The sequence below is a fragment of the Nocardia sp. NPDC049220 genome (assembly GCF_040647855.1).
Lineage (GTDB): Bacteria > Actinomycetota > Actinomycetes > Mycobacteriales > Mycobacteriaceae > Nocardia.
In genome coordinates, this window is the sequence record NZ_JBEZDA010000014.1 from 40678 (window position 1) to 61081 (window position 20404).

Here is a 20404-nt window from a genome sequence, read left to right on the forward strand (position 1 = left end):
CGACTCATCCTGGCCAGGGCGGTACGTTCCACCTGATCGAAGCCAACGGCTCGGCCAGCGAAATACCTGGACGCGGCTGGTGTCGCTCACCGATTGCCGAACCTGGTCGGCGTTCAATATGGGTCGTGGGTACCACGACGCAGCCACACTCGCTCGAGCCACGCATCGCCGATCGCCGGCTTCGGCGGATGCAGCGCGGCGACAAGTACCGGCTGACCGCTATCGGCGGGCTCGCGGCGCTGTCGTTGGACGCACTGTCGAGCGTGGCGTACGGCCCCGAAGCGATCGTGCTGGTGTTGGTCGCGGCGGGCGAGGCAGCGGTTTCGTGGACGCTACCGGTCTCCTGCGCGATCGCCACCCTGTTGCTGGTGCTTGTGGTCTCCTACCGGCAAGTGATCGCGGCGTACCCGGATGGCGGCGGTGCGTACGCGGTGGCGAAGAAGGAACTCGGTCGCGGGGCCGCGCTGCTCGCCGCCGCCAGCCTGGTGGTGGACTACGTGTTGACGGTCGCCGTGAGCCTCGCCGCAGGTGCGGCCAGTCTGGCCAGCGCGTTCCCCGCGTTGGCCGATCACCTGCTACTGCTGACGCTGATCGGGCTCGCGGTGCTGACGGTGATCAACTTGATCGGTGTCGCCGAATCGGCGAAAGCCCTGATGGGGCCGACGATCGTCTTCATCGTCCTGATCGTTGGAGTCATCGTCGTAGGGCTGCTGCGACCCGGCCCGGTCACCGTGATCGGTGCCGACCGGGGGCCGATCCAACCAGTCGAAGCGATCGGAATCGTCCTGCTTCTCAAAGCATTCGCCGCGGGCTGTTCGTCGCTGACCGGCGTCGAGGCGATCGCCAACGCGGTGCCTGCGTTCCGGACACCTGCCGCGCGCCGCGCCCAGCACACCGAGATGACACTCGGCGTCCTGCTGGGCGCGCTGCTGCTCGGCCTCGCAGTGCTGATTCGTGCGCACCATGTGGTGCCGCGGGGTGATGTGACCATCCTGGCGCAGCTGTCCGCGGCGGCGTACGGCTCCGGTTGGCTGTTCTATCTCACCAACCTCGCGGTGACGGCCGTGTTGCTGCTCGCGGCGAACACCAGCTTCGGCGGACTGCCTGTGCTGCTCGCGCTGCTGGCCAAAGACCACAGGGTTCCTTCGCTGTTCGCACTGCGTTCCGAACGTCCGGTTTTCCGCTATGGCGTCGCCACGCTGGCGATGCTCGCGGCAGTGGTGCTCATGCTGGTCGACGCCGAAACGCATCGTCTGCTGCCGGTTTTCGCGATCGGCGTCTTCATCGGCTTTACCGTCAGCCAAACAGGTCTGGTCCGGCATTGGCTGCGGGCACGTGGCGATGGTTGGGGTCCGCGCGCGCTGCTCAACGGGTTCGGCGCCACACTCACCGCTATCGCGGCCATAGTGCTGCTCACCGAGAAATTCACCGAGGGCGCCTGGCTGCTGCTGATTCTCATCCCGATGCTGATGATCAGCTTCGCACGAACCGAGAACTACTACCATGACGTGGCCCAGCAGCTGCGGCTCGGCCGGATCCCGCCGCGCCCGCACCCGATGCCGGACACCACCGAATTGGTCGTCGTCCCGGTAGTCACCCTGAGCGAAGTGACCTACCGCGCCCTCCAGACGGCCTTGCGCATGCGAGGGGAGATCGTCGCCGTCGCCGCGGAGATCGACGCCGCATCGATCAAGCGCCTGAGCGCCTTGTGGAAGGAGTGGGACCCCGGGGTTCCGTTGGTTGTCCTCCCCTGTCCGCACCGCAGCCTGGTCGCCACCCTGGTCGGCTACATCCGCAAGCAGACCGCGGGTGGGCGGGGGGTCATCGTCCTGCTCGCGCACGTCGAAGCCAACCGCTGGTGGCGGCGCCCGCTGCACAACCCACGCGGACCGGTGCTGACCGCGGCCCTGCGCGTCCGCACCGATGCCGTGGTCGCCACCCTCGCGGTCCGGCTCGATTGAGCGCCGGGCTCACATTCTGACGAATAGTCCCGAGTTCACCCGGAAGTAGATGTACAGCAGCGGCGGCACCAATCCGAAGAACAGCAGCAGCACGGTGCGCCAATCACTGGCGAGCAGGACGTCACCACCGGGTCCGGTGCTCGCGGACACCAGGAAGCCGAGCGTCCAGGCGACCAAGGGAAGGACCATTGCGGCGGTTCGCTGGGAGACCGAACGCGCGCCAAAGACCAGCAACAGGTTCACCACGCCGGCGAGCACACCGGAAAGCGGAAAGGCGGTGGCACCGAGATAGGTCGGTAGGTACAGCACTTCGAGAGACAGCGTGATCAGGGCGTTGACGGCCAGGAGAACCAAGGTCACCGGCGCCGCGAGAACCCCGACCGCCGACAGACGACCGGAACCGGATCCCACCGGGGGACGGTCGGCCGCGTGGCGATCGGTCTTCGTTGTCACGGCGCCGGCGGGTAGCCGAGCAGAGTCAGCAGCTGGCTCTGCAGGTCCGCGAAGGCGTACAGCACCGTCGTGTACAGGTCGTGTTGCGCCTGCCAGTGCGGCTTCATGCTGTCGACGAACGCCACGATCGCGTCCTGGAGCTCCCAGTTGTACATGCCGCCGAGTCTATTCCGGCATTACCACGCGCACGATCAGTTCTCTCCGTCGACCGGGATGTTCGCGACGACCGGGAACTCGCCGGTGTAGCCCGCGCGCTGCTGGGCGATGGCCAGCACTCGGCCACGAGCGCCGAACCAGCCGACGATCAAGGCCGGAATGATCAGCGCGAGGGTCGCGACCGTCCAGGTCCCCACCGGATAGTCCAATCCGGTGAGTACGACGACGAAGAACAAAAACACCAGGGTGAGCACGCCGGTATACGGCGCCCCGAACATCCGGAACGCGGGCCGCCGCAGGCGCCCCTGCTGGGACCAGCGCCACAACTGCAGCTGGCACAGCACGATGGTGGCCCAGGAGGCGACGATGCCCAGCGAGGCGATGTTCAGCACGATCTCGAAGGCCCGATCCGGGACGACGCCGTTGAGTGCGATGCCGACCAGCGAGATCAGACTGGTGAGCAGGATGCCACCGTAAGGAACACCGTTGCGTCCCATCACGCCGGTGAACTTCGGCGCGCTACCGTTCATCGACATCGAGCGCAGGATGCGTCCGGTCGAGTACAGACCGGCGTTGAGGCTGGAGAACGCCGCGGTCAAAACGACAAGGTTCATGACGCTGCCGATGCCGGGGACACCGAGCATGGTGAAGAAGGTGACGAACGGGCTCTCGTCGGCGGTGAAGTGGGTATACGGCAGCAGCAGTCCGAGCAGCACCAGCGAACCGACATAGAACACCGCGATCCGGGCGATCACCGAGTTGATGGCGCGCGGCATGATCTTGGCCGGGTCCTCGGTCTCCCCGGCCGCGGTGCCGACCAGTTCGACAGCGGCGTAGGCGAACACGACGCCGGAGACCACCACGACCAGCGGCATGATCCCGGTCGGGAACAGGCCGCCGTGTTCGGCGATCACGCTCGGGCCGGTCGGGCTGCCCTGCACCGTGAACCGGCCGAGCAGGAAGACCGTGCCGACGATCAAGAACGCCGAGAGCGCGAACACTTTCACCAACGCGGCCCAGAACTCCATCTCGCCGAACCACTTCACCGAGATCAGGTTGATGCCGAGCACGATGATCAGCGCGATCAGGGCGAGCACCCACTGCGGTATGGCGGTGAACCCGGACCAGTAGTGGAAATACTGTGCGATCGCGGTGGTGTCGGCGATGCCGGTCATCGACCAGTTCAGAAAATACATCCACCCGGCGACGAACGCGGCTTTCTCACCGAAGAACTCGCGGGCGTAGGAGACGAACGAACCGGACGAGGGTCGGTGCAGCACCAGTTCGCCCAGCGCGCGCAGAATCAGAAACGCGAAGAAACCACACACGCCGTAGACCAGGAAAAGCCCAGGGCCGGCGTTGGCCAACCGGCCACCCGCGCCGAGGAACAAGCCGGTGCCGATCGCACCGCCGATCGCGATCATCTGTAGCTGCCGCGGCTGGAGACTCTTGTGGTATCCGTGATCCTCGATGCTCAGGTGAGCCTTGCCGTCGACCTCTGTCATGAACCGCTGCATCCTTCACATCGAATGGCTCGAGTTCAGGAGAACGGTACCCGCCGTGTGGCTTCGGAGCGAACGCGACCCTCAGGGTGCGAATCTGGGTAGCACGACCCACAATTCACCGAATCCGGGCGAAGTGTTCGGAAAGTCGACTCGCGCACTTCGATCATTCGCCGTCACCGCGCAGGCCGAGGCCCGCGAACAGGTCGTGCTCGCGGCCGTCCGATTCGAGCGCCCCACGTCGACCTCGCACCAGAATGAAGTGCTCTTCCGGCAGCACCGGTTGCGCGACATTGTTGGACAGCGCGAACTCCCGCCCGGATGGCGCGACGACGACCTGGGTGGCGTGCGCGCGCAGCGCGGCACGCTTGGCCGCGAGCACGTCGGACACGTCGATCGTGGTGGTCACGGTGTGGCTCGGTACGCTCACGAGTTCGTCCTCAGCGGGCAGTTGCCAGCCCGGCGGCAGCCCGCCGGGGAGACCGTCGACCGTGCGCTTGGCCAGCGCGGCGGTGTGCAGACGCAGCATGTCGGCGTCGGTGACGGTCCAGTAGAACTTCGGGGTGTTCCACCCGGCGTCCGCCGCGGCGTCCACCGCGGCCGTGGTGATCTCGTGGGCCCGGATGTGGTCGGGGTGGCCGTAGCCGCCGTTCGGGTCGTAGCCAACGATCACGCGCGGCCGCAGTTCCAGCACCACTTCGGTGAGCGCACGCACCGCGTCGTCGCCCGACCGCGCGAACGCCCTCGGGTTCGCCGCGGCAGGGCTACCCGCCATTCCGGAATCGCGCCACCGCCCGGCGCCCCCGAGGAAGCGCGGTGGCGCCGCGTCCAGGGTCGCCAGCGCGCGGGTCAACTCCAGGATGCGATATCCGCCGAGTTGATCGGAGCGATCGGCGGTCAGCTGCGCCCACTCGTCGCCGATCACCTCACCCTCCTCACCGAGAGTGCACGTCAGCACGGTGACCGGAACGCCACTGCGGCGGTAGTGGGCGATCGTGCCACCGGTGGTGATGGATTCGTCGTCCGGGTGGGCGTGCACGAGCAACAGCCCGCCGGTGGCGGTGGCGGTGGCGGTCACGGAATCCTGCGCCACATGGACGCGTCGCCGAAGATACCGACCTGGATGGCGCCGCTGAGCGAGGCGCCGTCCACCCTCGGCCCGGACACCGCGACCTGGTTGTCCTGCACGATCGGCAGTACCGTCGCCATGGCCCACAGTTTTGGCTCGGCCTCGGCGAGCACCCGGCCCGCCTCGACCCCACGCAACGCATCCGCGATCGCGGGCTGCAACGTCGGATCACACACGCCGGACACGTTGCTCGGCGCGCGCTGCGCGGCTTCGGCGATGACCTGTGCGATGCCGGTGAGTTCCGGCACCGCGAGCGGTGCGCATCCGTACCGGGATGCCAGCATGGTCGCCGGATCCGAACCGGCCGCCTCCCAGCCGACGATCGCGTCGACCGTACCGTCGATCAACTCCTTGCCGTACAACTCGTCGGCAGGGACGCTACGCACCGTAGCGTCGATTCCGGCGCTGCGCAGTTGGTCGGCGGCGGTATTGGCGACGGCGAGCGCGGTGGCGTCTTTATCGGCCGCGCCGATCCGCACGGTGAGCGGCTTGCCGTCTTTACCGATCGGTCGGGGCTGTGGCGCGGGCGAGGTCGGCGAGGCCACCGGCGGCGGCTCCGGCGCCCGGCCGAAGCCCGCGGCGGCGAGCAGCGCGAAAGCCTCGTCCGGGGAGGGCCGCGGCGGAGCGGTGGGGACGTAACCCGGGTCGGACGGGGCGAGCACCTGGGCACGCGCCGGCTCCACCCAGTTACCTGTCTGCGCGCCGACCGCGGCCAGCAGCGCGGGGTCCAGCAACGCGAGAATGCCCGACCTGACCCGCGGGTCGCCGAGTTCTCCCTTGCGTCCGTTGAGCGCCAGTTGCAACACCCGCGATTGCGGCATGATGGCGGTCCGCACCGACGGGATCGCTCCAAGCTGCGCCTGGGTCGCGACACCACCGTGGACCAGCGCCATCTGTACATCGCCGGTGCGCAGCGAGCCCGCCAGTTGAGCGGTTGTGCCGCCACGGCGCAGCAGAATCTGACCGGGCATGGCGGGCGTTCCCCAGAAGCGGTCATTGCGTTCGAGCAGCATCTCGTCGCGCCCAGGGTCCGCCGATCGGATTCCGAACGGTCCACCGGACACTCGAACGCCGCTCACCTGGCCGTTCATCCCACGTTCGAACCCGCCGGGAGCATCCTTCAGCAGATGCGATGGCAGCAGATCGGTGAACAGCTCGCGCCAGCCGGGGTAGGGCTGGGTCATCACGACGGTCACGGTTTTGCCGCCGGCCGAAGAGTGCACATCCGAGATCAACCGATAGCCGGCCGGATCGACTACTCCCGGTTCGGAGATCATCTCCTGCCACAGGTAGCGGAAGTCCTCGGCCGCGATCGGCGCCCCATCCGACCAGGACGCCTCGTTACGCAGTCGATAAGTGATCGTGAACGGTTCCGGCGCGGTGACTTCGGCAGCGACCAGCAAGGACGAATCCGGCACCCACGCCGTCGCCCCCGGTGTGGTCGGGCTGGGGACCGGCCGGAACGGACTCGGCAGCACCAGCGAGGCGATCGCCGAGGTGGCGGCGGACTGGTCGGACCGCAGATGCGGGTTGAAGGCCGTGCCGATGGTGTCGAGGGCGACGACCACCGTCGTCTCCTCCGGTTTCACCGGCGTGGTCTTCGGACTGTCGGTGCTCTCGATGGGCGGCGGCGGGTTCGCCGCGCAACTGCTGATCAGCATCAGCACTGCCACGGTCGGCAACAACGTGCGCCACGCTGCGCGTTTTCCTGCGCCCACTTTCACGCTCGGGAACTCTACCGCACCGTCGAGTCCGCTCACCGAATCACGGTGTCGCCGCCGACAAGAGCGCGCCATCCTGACGGTTGCGATATCGATTCGACGAGAAAAGCATTCGGCCACGCCAGCCAGCGCACCGGTCAAATATTACCCTGTCACCCTTGGGTAAATATTCAGCTTATAGAACGCGGCAGTACACATTCATTCGAATGTCGACCACCACACGCGAATCGGGCAGCGAGCAAGAAGTGATATGGGATGTGCAATGCCAACCGACCAGAACCCGGGCACCGCGGCGACATTCATCCGAGTATGCCGCGGCATCCGGCCGCGGAACCGGACGCGCCCGGCCTCGTGTGCGCCGAACCGACATTCCGGCCCAACAGCCATGCACACGCGAGAGATGCCTGGTCGGAGTCCGCCCACACTGGCCGACGGACGCGATCGATACGCACTGCGTTGCGCCGAAGAGCGCATGGGTGGCCGGGGTCGAGAAAAGTACACCCTGATCGCGGTGTCGACGGCGACCGTGGCCCTCGAACTGAATTCTAAAATCATCCATGACCGTCGCAGTGACTCGAAAGGAAACGATCTCCGCCGCACGCCTGGCCGGCACAAATTCTCCTGCTGCGCACGCGGTCGAAACGATCGAAGCGCTACCGGATTGTGTCGACCGAACACCTCGCCCACTCCGGGTATGTTTCATTCGGGCCGAATCCACTCCCAGCGATGGGATTCCCCTTGGCCGGAAAATTATTTCTCTGCGCGCGAAGTCTCAATTAGTGGCCATATCACGATGAATTGCCGCCCGCACCCCACCCGCTCGATTCGAGGCCTACCGCGGCTTCCCACCCTCCGGTGAGCACTCCCATCCCGGCTCACTGAGCACGCGATCCGAGCAGGAAAAATCCGGCGCCGCCGGGGCGGCGCCGGATTCCGATACGCGACAAGTGGTTACAGCGCTGCGCGGTCGCGCGCCTTGCGCCGGGACAGCTCCCGCGCCCGCTCGTTCTGGCCCAGGGTGACCTTGCGCACCCGAACCACCTCCGGGGTGACCTCGACGCATTCGTCGGCGGCGCAGAACTCCATGGCGGCTTCCAAATCCAGCTGAAGCGGCTTGGCCAGGGTCTCCATCACATCGGCGGTGGAGCTGCGCATGTTGGTCAGCTTCTTCTCACGGGTGACATTGATGTCGAGATCCTCCGCGCGCGGATTGAGGCCGACGACCATGCCCTCGTAGGTATCCGCACCGGGTTCGACGAAGAACTGCCCACGGTCGGCCAACTGGATCATGGCGAACGGCGTCACCGAGCCGGCGCGGTCGGACACCAGCGAGCCGGTGTGCCTGGCCCGGATCTCACCCGCCCACGGCGCATACCCGTGCGAAACCGCATTGGCGATGCCGGTGCCTCGGGTCTCGGTGAGGAAGTCGGTGCGGAAGCCGATCAAACCGCGCGACGGGACGATGAACTCCATCCGCACCCACCCCGCGGCATGGTTGCTCATCTGCACCATCTTGCCCTTGCGTGCGGCGAGCAGCTGGGTGATGGCGCCCAGGTACTCGTCGGGGCAGTCGACGGTCAACTCTTCATACGGCTCGTGCACCTTGCCGTCGACCTGCTTGGTCACCACCTGCGGCTTGCCGACCGTCAGCTCGAAGCCCTCGCGGCGCATGGTCTCGACCAGGATGGCCAAGGCCAACTCGCCGCGGCCCTGCACCTCCCAGGCATCCGGTCGGCCGATGTCGAGCACGCGTAGCGACACATTGCCGACCAGTTCCTGATCCAGTCGGGCCTTCACCATGCGCGCGGTCAGCTTGTGTCCCTGCACCCTGCCGACCAGCGGCGAGGTGTTGGTGCCGATGGTGACCGAAATCGCAGGCTCGTCGACCGTGATCCGCGGCAGCGCCACGGGGTCGTCGATATCGGCGAGGGTGTCGCCGATCATGATCTCGGGGATGCCCGCGATGGCAACGATGTCGCCGGCCACGGCGAGTTCACCTGGCTGTCGCTCCACACCGATGGTTTGCAGCAGTTCGGTGATCTTCACCTGCTTGATGCCATCGGCGTGCATCCACGCGACGTTCTGCCCCTTGCGCAGTTCGCCGTTGTGGATGCGGACCAGTGCGAGGCGACCGAGGAACGCGGAGGCGTCCAGGTTGGTGACGTGCGCCTGTAGCGGCGCGGCCGGGTCGCCCTTGGACGCCGGGATGTTCTCCATGAGCACCTCGAACAGCGCGTCGAGGTTCTCCGCGGCGGGCGCGTTGCCGTTCTCCGGACGCTCCTTGGACGCCTTGCCCTCGCGGCCGGACGCGTACAGCACCGGCAGGTCGAGCGCTAGCTCGGCGGCCTCGGCGGCGGCGTCGTCCAGATCGGAAGCCAAGTCGAGCAGCAGGTCGTGGCTCTCCTCGACCACCTCTTCGATCCGAGCGTCGGGACGATCGGTCTTGTTCACGACCAGGATCACCGGCAACGACGCGGCAAGTGCCTTACGCAACACGAACCGAGTCTGTGGCAGCGGTCCCTCGGACGCGTCGACCAGCAGCACAACGCCGTCCACCATGGACAGGCCGCGCTCGACCTCGCCACCGAAGTCGGCGTGGCCGGGGGTGTCGATCACGTTGATCACGGTGACCGAACCGTCCGGGTGGTGGCGGTGCACCGCCGTGTTCTTGGCGAGAATGGTGATGCCCTTCTCGCGTTCCAGGTCGCCGGAGTCCATCACGCGATCGACGGGCTCGGCCCGCTCGGCGAAGGCGCCGGACTGGCGCAGCATGGCGTCGACCAGCGTCGTCTTGCCGTGGTCGACGTGGGCCACGATGGCGACGTTGCGAAAATCGCGTGCAGACGACACGCTGAATCCTCCTGCTGTTAGGTGTTGGTGCCGGCCGACCCCTGCAAACAGGTGGAGAATCGAAACTCACCGGGCATTGCGGCCGGTTACACCTTACCGCCCGTCCCGTCCGGGCCATGTTTCAGGCGTTGCACTTAGGGTATGCTAACCATCGTGGGCAAGGTCAAAGCTAAGAAGGTCTCGGGCCTGAAGCCGAAGAAGAAGTGCTGTCGCAAGAAGACGCGCTGCGTGAAATGCCCCGTCGTCATCATGCGGATGAAGAAGTGCGAAGCCGCCGGCATCTGCGGCAAGGATCTGAAAAAAGCACTCAAACAGGCCCGCGCCGCCTGACCGCCGCCAGCCTCCCTTCCCGCTGCCGCCGGAAGCGAGTAGTAAGGAGATATGGCGCAGCCCACCCTGCTCTCCGACACCGAAATCGCCGATGCCCTCACCGAGCTGACGCACTGGGCCCGGTCCGAGGACAATATCGTCCGCACCGTCAAGGCAGCCACCTTCCCCGCGGGCATCGAACTGGTGCGGCAGGTCGCCGAGGTCGCCGAGGCTGCCGACCACCACCCGGACATCGATATCCGTTGGCGCAAGGTCACCTTCACGTTGTCCACCCACTCGGCGGGCGGGCTCACCGCCAAGGACGTCGCACTGGCTCACGAAATCGATCGTCTCGCGGCGCAGCCAGCCTGAGCTGCACCTATCCGGCGTGCGTTGGACCCTCGGAAGTCACCACGACTCCCTCGGGCGCGCCGGACTGCACACGCCGACGCCCCGCCCTGATCACCCACCCGTAGAAAACCACGACGCCGAGCACATCGACGGCGCCGAGCCAGGCCAGCACGCCGGGGCGTGAGATGGTCCAGATCGAATCCTGAAAGAACGACAGCACCCACGGCACGCCGACGAGCATGGTCGCCAGCCAATATCCCGCCAAGATCCGCGCGCCCGCCGCTGGACTCAGTGGTCCGTAGACCAGCCACAGCACCGTGGGCAACAGCCACACCCAGTGGTGCGACCACGAGATCGGCGAGACCATCAGCCCGAACAACTGCACGATGATCAGCGTCCCGAGCAGGTCGTCGGGACCGAGCGCGCGCCAGGCCAGGAACGCGAGCACCGCGATCACGAGCACCGCCACGATCCACCAAGGGCCGGATTCCACGTCGTGGCCGAGGATTCGGCTCAGCGCGCCACGCAACGACTGATTCCACACCGAACCCACCGGCCCGATCCGGTCCGCGTCCCCCAGGAGCGTGCCGAAGTAGCGCCGCGCTTCCTCCGGCGCGATCAGGAAACTCAGCCCTACGGTCGCACCGAACACCAGCGCCGACCACACCACCGTCAGCCAGCGTCGCCGCGCGACGAAATACAGACCGGTGATCGCGGGCGTCAGCTTGATCCCCGCGACGACGCCGACCAGCCCGCCGGAGATCCACCAGCGCGAACTTCGTACCGCGAGCATTCCGCCGAGCACCAGGAACACATTGACCTGGCCGTAATCGATCGTGGTCCGGACCGGTTCCAGCCACAGTCCCACCGCGGTCCAGCCGACCGTCGCCACCCGCCACTGTGGTGCGCGCAGGGCCTGCGCGCCGAGCATGAGCTCGAAACTGATGTACACCACGACATACAGCGCCGCGGCGATGGCGAGTAACCAGACCACCGCGACCACGGTGAACGGCAGGTAGTGCAGCGGGAAGAACACCAACGCCGCGAACGGCGGATAGGTGAACGGCAGCGGGAAGTCCGGAGTCTTCTCCGCATAGGTGAAGTCGTAGAGGTGATCGGTCAGCAGCGCGGCCGATCCACCGACGTAGACGTGGAGGTCGACGAGGTTCATGCCGTTCGTCGACAGCAACATCCAGAGCAATCGGGCCAGCACAGAAAGACCGAGCACCGACACAGCCCATCGGAGGTGACGATTCAAATCGCTGGCTTTCGGCTCGGGTGCGGAAGGTCGGTTCGGCACGCCCGGAGTTCCGTAAATCCGACGACGGGGCGGACGGCAGGATTAGATTAACCGCAGCGCGGATCGTGCCTGTTCCACCCTCGAACCGCTGATAACGTTTGCATCACTGTTCACACCAGCAGCACCAGGCACGCGTTACCGTCTGATAACACTGATCGTCCACAGCGCCTTTCGGGCACCCGGCTGTACACATTGCCGTGATGTCCCTAGAGTGACCCCGAAACGATGGCTTTTGGCATCGGCCCCAGATGTACCCGAGGTAAGGACGGCCAGACCAGTGCTTCGCACCCGAGGATCGCGGATCGCATTGTCCGCGCTCGCCATCGCGGCGAGCGCCACGCTCGCCGTGCCGACGACGGCGGTCGCGGCCCCTGCGCCCGCGGCCACTACGGCGACCACACAGGGCGTTCCGATGGTCCCTGAGGGTGTTCCGGTGGATACGCTGGCGGCACTCGCCCCGGCCATCGTCGGATCCATCGCCGGTCCGGCCGATGTCGCGGGTCCGCAGTCGGCGATTCTGGACCAGGCGCGCAAGTTGCTGAATCTGCTCAACCTGCCGCCCCAGATCAAGTCGACGCTGGAATCGATCATCACCTTCCTCGACGGCAGCGGCGGCGGGGGCCCCGAGGTACCGAAGGACGGGCCCGCGATCGCGCAGTTCCTGTACCCGACCGTCGGCAAGGGCTGCATCGGCCCGACCGCCGACTCGATCGGTACCGCGCTGGCCGTGCCCGGCCCCGCCACGCTGCCGCCGCCGGGACCGAAGGCTGGACAGACCGGTTTCGTGTTCACCGCGCTCGGCACCAAGTCGCCGACCCCGGTGCAGAACCCGCCGATGACGGTGCAGTGGCTGAACTTGGATACCCGTCAGTCCGGTGTCCTGCCGTTGACCGACGAGGCCAAGATCAATCCGGGCGGCCCGGCCACGCTGTCCGCGATCGCCGATACCGGCTCGGGCCGCGTAGTCGCGGTCGTCGCCGGCTCACTGACCACCAAGGCGGACGACGCCGAGGCGCGGACCTGCTCATTCCTGCCGACGCTCGGATTCTTCACCGTCGCTTGATCTTTCGACTACGGGCGGCGTCTCCACCGGAGGCGCCGCCCGTCGTCGTATCGGAACGATCTTCCGGACAACACGGAAAGTCGGCGACCATCACGCATGAGCCGCCACGACTGTGGTAATCCCTGACCATGGCTCCCATCGATCGTTCGACCCGGCCGGTTCACGCGATTCGGAGCAGGCGCTCGCGCCGCTCGATTCTGTCGATCCGTTCGGAAGGTTCGATCCTGTCGATCGGCTCGGCCTACTCGATCCTGTCCATCGGCAGCGTCGGCTCGGTGTTGTCGATCGGGTCGGTCGGGTCATTCGGGTCGGCGATCTCCTCGTTCTCGTTCACCAGCCTCGGTTCGGCGTTCTCCGGCCTGTCCCAATGGTCGCTGTTCTCCTGGCTCGGCAACCACGAGGCGCCCGACAGCCGTCCGACGCTGCGGGTCGTCCCTGATGCCGAGCCCGACCTGCGTGTCACACCACTGAGCCACTCCCAGACCTAGGTGTACCGCCGCGCGGCCGGCCGATCCCCCTGCCACGCTCGCGCAGCCTCACCACTGCCCGTACTCGGGGGCCAGCACGTTGTTCAGGTCTATACCCACCCCGTCGATGGATCGCTTGTCGATCTCGAATTGGTGCAGGTGCGCGGCGGGGTGCACGAAACCCTTCGGCGTGCCCCAATCGTGCTGCCAATACCAGGAGCACAATCCCGCGATGGCGGCCGACTCGATGGTGGGCGCGTTCGCGTAGACGCCGGTGTTCTCCTTGCCGAGAACGGACTGCCAGCCGAGCAGGTACGGCGCGATCATGGTGGCGAAATCGATGGGGGACGGGTTGTCGTCGATGGACGCGTAGATCGGCACGTTGTCCGGGCCGGCCGCCGCGCGGTGCAGCTCGAGCCCGCGCTCGGCATGCCGCTTTCCCGCCTCCAGGCCGCCGCGCCAGTCGGCGGTCTGTCCTTTGCCGAACTGGTAGCAGGAGACGATCCGCAGGCCGGCCGCTCTCAACTGCTCGACTTCCGCGGCGCGCAGCGGCTTGCCTTCCATCCACTCCGCGCCTGGCCTGCGATCGGAGACGTACCGGATGACGCCGAGGTGGCCCGCGTCCCTGATCGCCGCGGCCGAGGGAATGCCGCCGGCGTAGTCGATCAGCGTGCCGAGTGCGGGCGTGGTGGCCATGGCGGGAGCCGCCGAGGCGGTCACGCCGACCGATGCCACCGCGGCCGCATAGGCGAACAGTTCGCGCCGGGATACCGAGCTGGAACGCATCGTGGACTCCTTCGCGCAACCCGACATGGATGGCACAGTGCCCGGCGCGCCTTCCCCTATCCAACGCGCGCCGGGAGCCTCGAACGTGAACTTATTTCACCACATTCACATTGGAACCGCTAGACCCACAGGGCACATACTTCACATTTGCCACACGAGCAAGCCATGCGACGATTTTCAGGCCGCACCATCAATGCGGGCGGCGACGTCGATGGTTCGACTGGAAGGGTCGGCCAGTTCACGGCCGACGACCCTGGCGACCTGGGCGACGATGTGCTTTTTGATGCCGGCGAATACACCGAGGGTAGCGGCGCGCATACCGTGCGCAATGAACTCCAGCTGAATGTCGTCGAGGTCGGGCGGCGGGACGTCGATCACCAGCAACAGCGGGTCGGCCGCCCGCGCGGTCAGCACCAGTGGTACCTCCACGTCGGCGCGGTAGCGGTTGGCCTGCAACACCTCGACGGTGATATCCAGACTCACCGGGAGCGTCAGGTCGAACGCAACCGGCTCAGCCGATCGGTCCACCAGCCGCGGCACTCGCACCGATCCGCGGACCGACACCGACGCGGCGTTGCGCGGACCAACCCGTAACGGCCCGACCTCGATCGGCCTGCCCGCCAACCGTTCCACGACGTCGAACACGCGGTCCCGCGTGACGACACGGGCGAAGAACCGGCGCCCGAACTCGTCGTAGTCGATCCAGTCGAACGTGGTCTTGTCCCGATGACCCGAACGGGTGCCGCCGACCATCGCCTCCATATCGAACACCAGGCCGCGACGGGTCTGCGGATCGGCCAGCATGGCGTTCACCCTGGCGGCGACCTCGCGCTGCACTACTCCCGCGATCGGGTCGAGCAGCCACTCCCACGCCGATTCCACCGCTTGGGCGCGCAGCACGAAGCTGATATCACGCTGGGTGATCGGCGGGATATCGATGACGATGAGCAGTGGATCCGCGGTGCGGGCATGCAGCGTCACATCGATCTCGACCCTGGCTTCCAGTCGCAACTTCCTGCCACCGAGTAGCACCTTCAGCATGAGCGAGACCGGAACGGTGACCTCGAACGTAATCCGCGGACCGCTGTGCAGAACGACGGGAGTACCAACCTTGCCCTCGGCGACGAAACCGGCGAGTCCGGCCGGGCCGATCGAGACCGGGCCGATAGTGATGCCCCGACCTGCCATGCCCGACACCGCTGCCTCGATCCGGGCCGCGGTCACGGCGTGCGTGACGAAACGCCGGCCGAACTCGGCATAGTCGATCCAGGCCGGCGCACCGCTGCGTTCGTCGGTCGGCTGCATCAGTATTCCGAAACCCTCACCTCTCGATGGACAACCGACACCGTACGCGAGAAATAGTGCGTCGAAACCGCACACGCCAAGAGCCGAGATCCCCGACCTGCTGATGAGGGGGAAGCAGGGCCGGGGATCGGCGACGGCGCTGCCGGGCGCCGCCGAGTTCATCGTAGGACCATCCAGCACCAGTTTCACGCCCGTATCGGAATGATCCGTGCCGGCACCGGCGACGCTTGTCACGGATCACCCGATTTCGACCGCACCCGACACGTCGGGCGAATCGGGGGATGCGGACCTCGCCGAGTTTGCTCACCGAACCCGCTCACCTCGTCCGTGCCCGCTCACAGCCGAAGTTGCGGGGTCATCGTGGTCACGGCCTCGCAGCGCCAGCCCGCCGGCCCGCATGAGTTCGACGATCGCACGGCCGCAACAGTTCCCCACCGAACCGTGGTTTCGATCCCCCGTTCACGGGGCAACCCCTACGAGCCGGGATAGCGTCCGGTCGCACGGAAACCGCTACGGTCTCCGCAAGAACCCAGCGGGGAGGTACGGCTCTGGACACGCTGTGGATGTTCGTCGTGCACCGGCGCCACCAACTGCTTGTCGACTCCGCGCTGCACGTCTCGGCAGTGGTGCAATCGATCGTGGTCGCCGCGGTGGTGTCGGTGCTGATCGGAATCCTGGTGTATCGCAGCCCGCTCGGTTCCTCGATCGCCACCGCGCTGGCCAGCGCGGTGCTCACCGTTCCTTCGTTCGCGCTGCTCGGACTGCTGATCCCGGTGCTCGGCCTCGGCGTCGCGTCGACCATCACCGCCCTGGTGGTCTACGCGCTGCTTCCGATCATGCGCAACACCATCATCGGACTGGCCTCGGTGAATCCCGCCGTGACCGACGCGGCTCGCGGGGTAGGGATGAATCGGCTGCGCGTGCTGACACACATCGAGCTTCCGCTCGCCTGGCCCTCGATCTTGGCCGGAATGCGGGTGAGCACGCAGATGATCATGGGCATCCTCGCTATCGCCGCGTATGCCAAAGGTCCCGGCCTCGGCAATCTGATTTTCTCCGGACTCGCACGGCTCGGCAGCCCGAACGCGATGCCGCAGGCCCTGATCGGCACGGTCCTCATCGTCGTGCTCGCACTTGTTCTCGACGGGATCTACGTCCTGCTCGGACAACTCACCACTTCGAGGGGACTGGCGTGAGTGACATCGAAACCCGGACCGGCACCACCGAATCGGGCGTGTCCGGCGTCGAGATCGTGCTCGACTCGGTCACCAAACGCTACCCCGGCCACCATGACCCCGCGGTGGACAGCGTCTCGCTGACCATTCCCGCCGGTGAGATCGTTGTCTTGGTCGGGCCGTCCGGCTGCGGCAAAACGACCACCATGCGGATGATAAACCGGCTGATCGAACCCACCTCGGGCGCCATTACGATCGACGGGCGGGACGCCGCCTCGATGAATCCCGATCGGCTACGACGCGGAATCGGCTATTCGATCCAACAGGCTGGACTGTTCCCTCATATGACGGTCGCGAAGAACATCGCGACCGTGCCCGGTCTGGTCGGTTGGCACCGCAAGCGCATCGACACGCGGGTCGACGAAATGCTCGAACTGGTCGGCCTCGACCCGGCCAGCTACCGCGACCGTTACCCGCGCCAACTCTCGGGTGGTCAGCAGCAGCGGGTCGGGGTGGCGCGGGCACTGGCAGCCGATCCGCCCGTGCTGCTGATGGACGAGCCGTTCGGCGCGGTCGACCCGATCACCCGTGGCCTGCTGCAAGATGAATTGCTGCGTCTGCAAGCCGACCTGGGCAAGACCATCGTGTTCGTGACCCACGATTTCACCGAGGCGGTCAAGCTCGGCGATCGCATCGCCGTGCTGGGCAACCAATCCCGGATCCTGCAATACGACACACCTGCCACGATCCTGGCCGATCCCGCCGACGAGACGGTCGCCGGCTTCGTCGGCGCGGATGCCTCACTCAAGCAACTGACGCTGACCAGGGTCGGTGATGTCGAACTCGGCCGCTGCCCCACCGCACTCGAGCAGGACCCGGTCGAGGATTTACGAAACGCGCTGACCGGGAAGGACTGGCCGTGGGCGCTGGTCCTCGACGGCCATCGGCGGCCGCTGCGCTGGGTGTCGGCACAGCAGCTGGCGCACGCTGACGCGTTGCGCGGCACCGGAACGCCGATCGGCGAGATACTGTCGCTGAAGTCGACCCTGCAAGACGCGCTCGAAGCACTGCTCACCCACCAGACGGCGACCGCCGTGGTCACCGGAACGCGTGGCGAGTATGTGGGGCTGATCACGATCGACACCCTCGTCCGGCACTTGTCGGCGATGCGCGCGGAGCACGGATCCGACAGTGCCGCACCAGCGGAACTACCATGACGGCCACCAGCGGCGCGACGTCGCCCGCTACCCAGCGCAGAGCCGACCGCATCCGCCTGTTCGCCCAGCCCGCGCTCGTTCTGGCACTCACTGCGGGCGTGCTGACGTGGGGGTTCGCCCGCGACCTCACAACCACACAGCGGGCCGGGCTGAACACGCGCACGATCGCGACCCTCACCTGGCAGCATGTACTGATCACCGCGACGGTGGTACTGATCGTCGTCGCGGTGGCCGTCCCGCTCGCCACCCTGGTCACCAGGCCCGGATTCGGCCGTTTGGCACCGATTTTCGTCGGCATCGCCAATATCGGCGCGGCCGCGCCCGCTATCGGTCTGATCGTGCTGTGCTACCTCGCGATCCGCACCACCGGCTTCTGGATCGGCGTCGCGCCGATCGCGTTCTATTCGCTGCTTCCGGTGCTGCGCAACACGATTCTCGGCTACCAGCAGGTGGATCGGAGCCTGATCGACGCTGGGCGCGGCCAAGGGATGTCCACGTTCATGGTCCTGCGTCGCATCGAATTCCCGCTCGCCGTGCCATACATCTTGGCCGGACTACGCACCTCCCTGGTGCTCGCGGTCGGCACAGCGACGCTGTCGTTCCTGGTGAGCGCGGGTGGCCTCGGCATTCTGATCGATACCGGATACAAGCTGCGTGACAACGTCACCCTGGTGGTCGGTGCGGTGCTCGCGGTATCGCTGGCACTGCTGGTCGACTGGCTCGGCGCGCTAGCCGAGGAATTCCTCGGGCCGAGGGGGTTGACATGAGCCTGGCCTGGCGCGCATGCGCGCTTGTGCTCGGTCTGACACTGGTCGCCGCGTGCGGGTTGCAATCCGGCGGTGTGGTGCCGTTGCGAGTCGGCCCAGCCGGCATTCAACGGGTCCCCGAACTCGAGGGTGTGCGGATCACCGTGGGTTCCAAGGATTTCACCGAGCAGAACATCCTCGGATACCTCATCGAGTTCGCCTTGTCGGCGGCGGGCGCCGATGTTCGCGACATGACGAATATCCAAGGGTCCAACAGTGTGCGCGACGCCCAGTTGCACGGGCAGATCGATGTCGCCTACGACTACACCGGAACCGGCTGGATCAACTACCTCGGCAACGAGACGGCGGCGCCGGACGAGATCGGCCAGTTCGAGGCGGTCCGCGACGCCGACCGCACCGAGCACGGCATGGCGTGGACGGCCATGGCGCCGATGAACAATACCTACGCGCTGGTCATGAGCGCCCGGACCGCGCGGGAGACCGGAGTACGCACGTTGTCGGACTTCGCCGCGCTGGTCGGCTCGGACCCGGCCGCGGCCGCCCTGTGCGTGGGCACCGAATTCAATGCCCGACCGGACGGATTCCCCGGCCTTGCCCGCAGATACGCGATCGACACTACCGCGGTGCGCAAACAGATCGTTCAAGACGCCGTGGTCTACCAGGCCACCGCCGACAGCAAGCAGTGCCGTTTCGGCTCCGTCGCCGCGACCGACGGCCGTCTCCCCGCCCTGAATCTCGTTCTGCTCCAGGACGACCGCGGCTTCTTTCCGAAATACAACGCCGCCCTGGTCATGCGCGCGGACTTCGCCGACGAACATCCACAGGTCGCCACCGTCATGTCGCCGATCTCCAGACGCCTCACCAACGACACCATCACCGAACTCAATCGGCAGGTCGACGTGGACGGACGCGAGCCCGCCGACGTGGCACGAGACTGGATGGTTGCCGAAGGTTTCGTGACCGCGCGCTGAATCGGCGCCCCGCACTCCCCTGCCCGATCGTGTCTTCCGGCAACACCGTTCGGCGACTCGCGCGCCGCGCCCTGTATACCCGGCTCGAGCGGTGAACCAGCATCGACTCGTTGGCGACCGGGCGGCCGCCGCTGGATGAACGCCGTCGGGCTGACCGAAATGCTGTGACGCTCGCAAGGAGGCTTCGCCGGACGCGGCGCCGCGTCCGGCCGCGGCGGTCAGGCTCCCGCGTTACGGCCCAGGTAGCGCAAGAGTTCGGCGACCGCGGTACCCACGGCCGAACCGTCCACAATCGGGGCGTAAGCGCCCCACTGACGCAGAGGCTCGATGATTTCGACTCGCGCGCCACTGCCAGGAGCCGGGTGTGTGGTGCGGGCGGCGGTCAGCAAATGGACAGCGAGGTCGTCGGTCAGCGGCGAGGACTGGCCGGTCGCGATGGCGATGTCCCAGGCATGTACCGCGGCGTCCAGCGCGCACATGACAGCGGCGACCGGCGTGGCGAGGGCGCCGTGCGGCAGCGGCGTCGGCACGGTCTCGGTGTCGTCCGCGACCGTGGCCCAGGCGACAGCGGCCCGTTCGATCGCTGCGCGGACCAACTGCACCGGGCACCCGTCGACCGTGCCGGACGGCGCGAACGGGTTGTAGGCGGGACCTTCACCGATGCCGAGTGACTCGGCGTACGCCAGCTGATCGCCGGCGGCGTGCTGAACCACCTGTGTCACATCCCATTCCGAACACGGTGTCGGCGCGTGCCACTGCTCGTCCGCGATGCCCGCGACGACGCTGTCCAAGGCGCGGTAGGCGGCGTCGAGAACGTCCCGCCAGACAGGGCGCAAGGAAACAACGGAGGTGGTGGCGACTGCGGCGTTCATGTCAGACCTTTCGGGTTGTCGGTGCTGCTGACATCCAGCCTATGCGGCC

The 20404-nt window shown here is 66.8% G+C and carries 19 protein-coding genes; 9 read left to right on the plus strand and 10 right to left on the minus strand.

What is annotated here, in order from left to right; translation table 11 throughout:
• Window positions 1-188 precede the first annotated feature (188 nt).
• Entirely contained in the window at window positions 189-1961 is a 1773-nt protein-coding gene (locus AB0C34_RS24725) for an amino acid permease (protein WP_357077645.1), read from the plus strand.
• A 9-nt stretch (window positions 1962-1970) separates the two neighbouring features.
• On the opposite strand, the gene AB0C34_RS24730 is transcribed toward AB0C34_RS24725, so the two are convergent.
• The 6 genes from AB0C34_RS24730 to typA form a co-directional block, all read right to left on the minus strand.
• Window positions 1971-2414 (minus strand): hypothetical protein, encoded by a 444-nt coding sequence (locus AB0C34_RS24730; RefSeq protein ID WP_357077406.1) that lies wholly within the window; start codon window positions 2412-2414, stop codon window positions 1971-1973.
• Window positions 2411-2569 (minus strand): hypothetical protein, encoded by a 159-nt coding sequence (locus AB0C34_RS24735; RefSeq protein ID WP_357077409.1) that lies wholly within the window; start codon window positions 2567-2569, stop codon window positions 2411-2413. The genes AB0C34_RS24730 and AB0C34_RS24735 overlap by 4 nt, the downstream gene beginning before the upstream one ends.
• Window positions 2570-2605: 36 nt before the next feature.
• The gene (locus AB0C34_RS24740) at window positions 2606-4075 is read right to left on the minus strand and encodes an amino acid permease (RefSeq protein ID WP_357077412.1); all 1470 of its coding nucleotides are present in this window, start codon (window positions 4073-4075) and stop codon (window positions 2606-2608) included.
• 163 nt (window positions 4076-4238) lie between these two features.
• Window positions 4239-5150 carry an N-acetyl-1-D-myo-inositol-2-amino-2-deoxy-alpha-D-glucopyranoside deacetylase gene (mshB, locus tag AB0C34_RS24745; protein WP_357077415.1) on the minus strand — a complete coding sequence of 304 codons (912 nt, stop codon included), beginning with the start codon at window positions 5148-5150 and terminating at the stop codon, window positions 4239-4241.
• A complete protein-coding gene (locus AB0C34_RS24750; RefSeq protein ID WP_357077648.1) occupies window positions 5147-6862 on the minus strand; it encodes an ABC transporter family substrate-binding protein in 1716 nt (571 codons plus the stop codon). Before AB0C34_RS24750 ends, mshB begins: the two co-directional genes overlap by 4 nt.
• 1011 nt (window positions 6863-7873) lie before the next feature.
• The gene (gene typA / locus AB0C34_RS24755; RefSeq protein WP_357077418.1) at window positions 7874-9772 is read right to left on the minus strand and encodes a translational GTPase TypA; all 1899 of its coding nucleotides are present in this window, start codon (window positions 9770-9772) and stop codon (window positions 7874-7876) included.
• Window positions 9773-9925: 153 nt separating this feature from the next.
• Between typA and AB0C34_RS24760 the strand changes: the two genes are divergently transcribed.
• Window positions 9926-10102, plus strand: a complete 177-nt coding sequence (locus tag AB0C34_RS24760; protein WP_357077421.1) for a hypothetical protein — start codon at window positions 9926-9928, stop codon at window positions 10100-10102.
• Window positions 10103-10153: 51 nt separating this feature from the next.
• Window positions 10154-10453, plus strand: coding sequence for a 4a-hydroxytetrahydrobiopterin dehydratase (locus AB0C34_RS24765; protein ID WP_357077424.1), 300 nt, complete (start codon window positions 10154-10156; stop codon window positions 10451-10453).
• 7 nt (window positions 10454-10460) lie between these two features.
• On the opposite strand, the gene AB0C34_RS24770 is transcribed toward AB0C34_RS24765, so the two are convergent.
• A complete protein-coding gene (locus AB0C34_RS24770; protein ID WP_357077427.1) occupies window positions 10461-11732 on the minus strand; it encodes a mannosyltransferase in 1272 nt (423 codons plus the stop codon).
• Between the two features lie 277 nt (window positions 11733-12009).
• On the opposite strand from AB0C34_RS24770, the gene AB0C34_RS24775 reads away from it, so the two are divergent.
• Both AB0C34_RS24775 and AB0C34_RS24780 read left to right on the plus strand, forming a co-directional pair.
• Window positions 12010-12795 (plus strand): hypothetical protein, encoded by a 786-nt coding sequence (locus tag AB0C34_RS24775; RefSeq protein WP_357077430.1) that lies wholly within the window; start codon window positions 12010-12012, stop codon window positions 12793-12795.
• 128 nt (window positions 12796-12923) lie between these two features.
• A complete protein-coding gene (locus tag AB0C34_RS24780; protein ID WP_357077433.1) occupies window positions 12924-13283 on the plus strand; it encodes a hypothetical protein in 360 nt (119 codons plus the stop codon).
• Between the two features lie 48 nt (window positions 13284-13331).
• Here AB0C34_RS24780 and AB0C34_RS24785 read toward each other — a convergent pair whose 3' ends face one another.
• Window positions 13332-14048 carry a DUF1906 domain-containing protein gene (locus AB0C34_RS24785; RefSeq protein WP_357077436.1) on the minus strand — a complete coding sequence of 239 codons (717 nt, stop codon included), beginning with the start codon at window positions 14046-14048 and terminating at the stop codon, window positions 13332-13334.
• 177 nt (window positions 14049-14225) lie between these two features.
• Complete coding sequence (locus AB0C34_RS24790) at window positions 14226-15353, minus strand: hypothetical protein (protein WP_357077439.1); 1128 nt, start codon at window positions 15351-15353, stop codon at window positions 14226-14228.
• A 548-nt stretch (window positions 15354-15901) separates the two neighbouring features.
• On the opposite strand from AB0C34_RS24790, the gene AB0C34_RS24795 reads away from it, so the two are divergent.
• Genes AB0C34_RS24795 through AB0C34_RS24810 form a run of 4 tightly spaced genes read left to right on the plus strand, consistent with a single transcriptional unit; the run spans window position 15902 to window position 19483 of the window.
• Complete coding sequence (locus AB0C34_RS24795) at window positions 15902-16549, plus strand: ABC transporter permease (protein ID WP_357077651.1); 648 nt, start codon at window positions 15902-15904, stop codon at window positions 16547-16549.
• Window positions 16546-17745 (plus strand): betaine/proline/choline family ABC transporter ATP-binding protein, encoded by a 1200-nt coding sequence (locus tag AB0C34_RS24800; RefSeq protein ID WP_357077442.1) that lies wholly within the window; start codon window positions 16546-16548, stop codon window positions 17743-17745. The genes AB0C34_RS24795 and AB0C34_RS24800 overlap by 4 nt, the downstream gene beginning before the upstream one ends.
• Window positions 17742-18512, plus strand: a complete 771-nt coding sequence (locus tag AB0C34_RS24805; protein ID WP_357077445.1) for an ABC transporter permease — start codon at window positions 17742-17744, stop codon at window positions 18510-18512. Before AB0C34_RS24800 ends, AB0C34_RS24805 begins: the two co-directional genes overlap by 4 nt.
• On the plus strand, window positions 18509-19483 hold the full coding sequence (locus tag AB0C34_RS24810; protein ID WP_357077448.1) for a glycine betaine ABC transporter substrate-binding protein: 975 nt from the start codon (window positions 18509-18511) through the stop codon (window positions 19481-19483). Before AB0C34_RS24805 ends, AB0C34_RS24810 begins: the two co-directional genes overlap by 4 nt.
• A 218-nt stretch (window positions 19484-19701) precedes the next feature.
• On the opposite strand, the gene AB0C34_RS24815 is transcribed toward AB0C34_RS24810, so the two are convergent.
• Window positions 19702-20355 (minus strand): TIGR03086 family metal-binding protein, encoded by a 654-nt coding sequence (locus tag AB0C34_RS24815; protein WP_357077450.1) that lies wholly within the window; start codon window positions 20353-20355, stop codon window positions 19702-19704.
• Between the last annotated feature and the right edge of the window lie 49 nt (window positions 20356-20404).

What these genes read in the sequence shown, in the direction of transcription:
- AB0C34_RS24750 (WP_357077648.1), bottom strand. Translation starts at nt 6,862, where the DNA reads ATGCTGATCAGCAGTTGCGCGGCGAACCCGCCGCCGCCCATCGAGAGC.
- AB0C34_RS24785 (WP_357077436.1), bottom strand. Translation starts at nt 14,048, where the DNA reads ATGCGTTCCAGCTCGGTATCCCGGCGCGAACTGTTCGCCTATGCGGCC.
- AB0C34_RS24735 (WP_357077409.1), bottom strand. Translation starts at nt 2,569, where the DNA reads ATGTACAACTGGGAGCTCCAGGACGCGATCGTGGCGTTCGTCGACAGC.
- AB0C34_RS24805 (WP_357077445.1), top strand. Translation starts at nt 17,742, where the DNA reads ATGACGGCCACCAGCGGCGCGACGTCGCCCGCTACCCAGCGCAGAGCC.
- AB0C34_RS24815 (WP_357077450.1), bottom strand. Translation starts at nt 20,355, where the DNA reads ATGAACGCCGCAGTCGCCACCACCTCCGTTGTTTCCTTGCGCCCTGTC.
- AB0C34_RS24790 (WP_357077439.1), bottom strand. Translation starts at nt 15,353, where the DNA reads ATGCAGCCGACCGACGAACGCAGCGGTGCGCCGGCCTGGATCGACTAT.
- AB0C34_RS24725 (WP_357077645.1), top strand. Translation starts at nt 189, where the DNA reads ATGCAGCGCGGCGACAAGTACCGGCTGACCGCTATCGGCGGGCTCGCG.
- AB0C34_RS24810 (WP_357077448.1), top strand. Translation starts at nt 18,509, where the DNA reads ATGAGCCTGGCCTGGCGCGCATGCGCGCTTGTGCTCGGTCTGACACTG.
- AB0C34_RS24740 (WP_357077412.1), bottom strand. Translation starts at nt 4,075, where the DNA reads ATGACAGAGGTCGACGGCAAGGCTCACCTGAGCATCGAGGATCACGGA.
- AB0C34_RS24765 (WP_357077424.1), top strand. Translation starts at nt 10,154, where the DNA reads ATGGCGCAGCCCACCCTGCTCTCCGACACCGAAATCGCCGATGCCCTC.
- AB0C34_RS24780 (WP_357077433.1), top strand. Translation starts at nt 12,924, where the DNA reads ATGGCTCCCATCGATCGTTCGACCCGGCCGGTTCACGCGATTCGGAGC.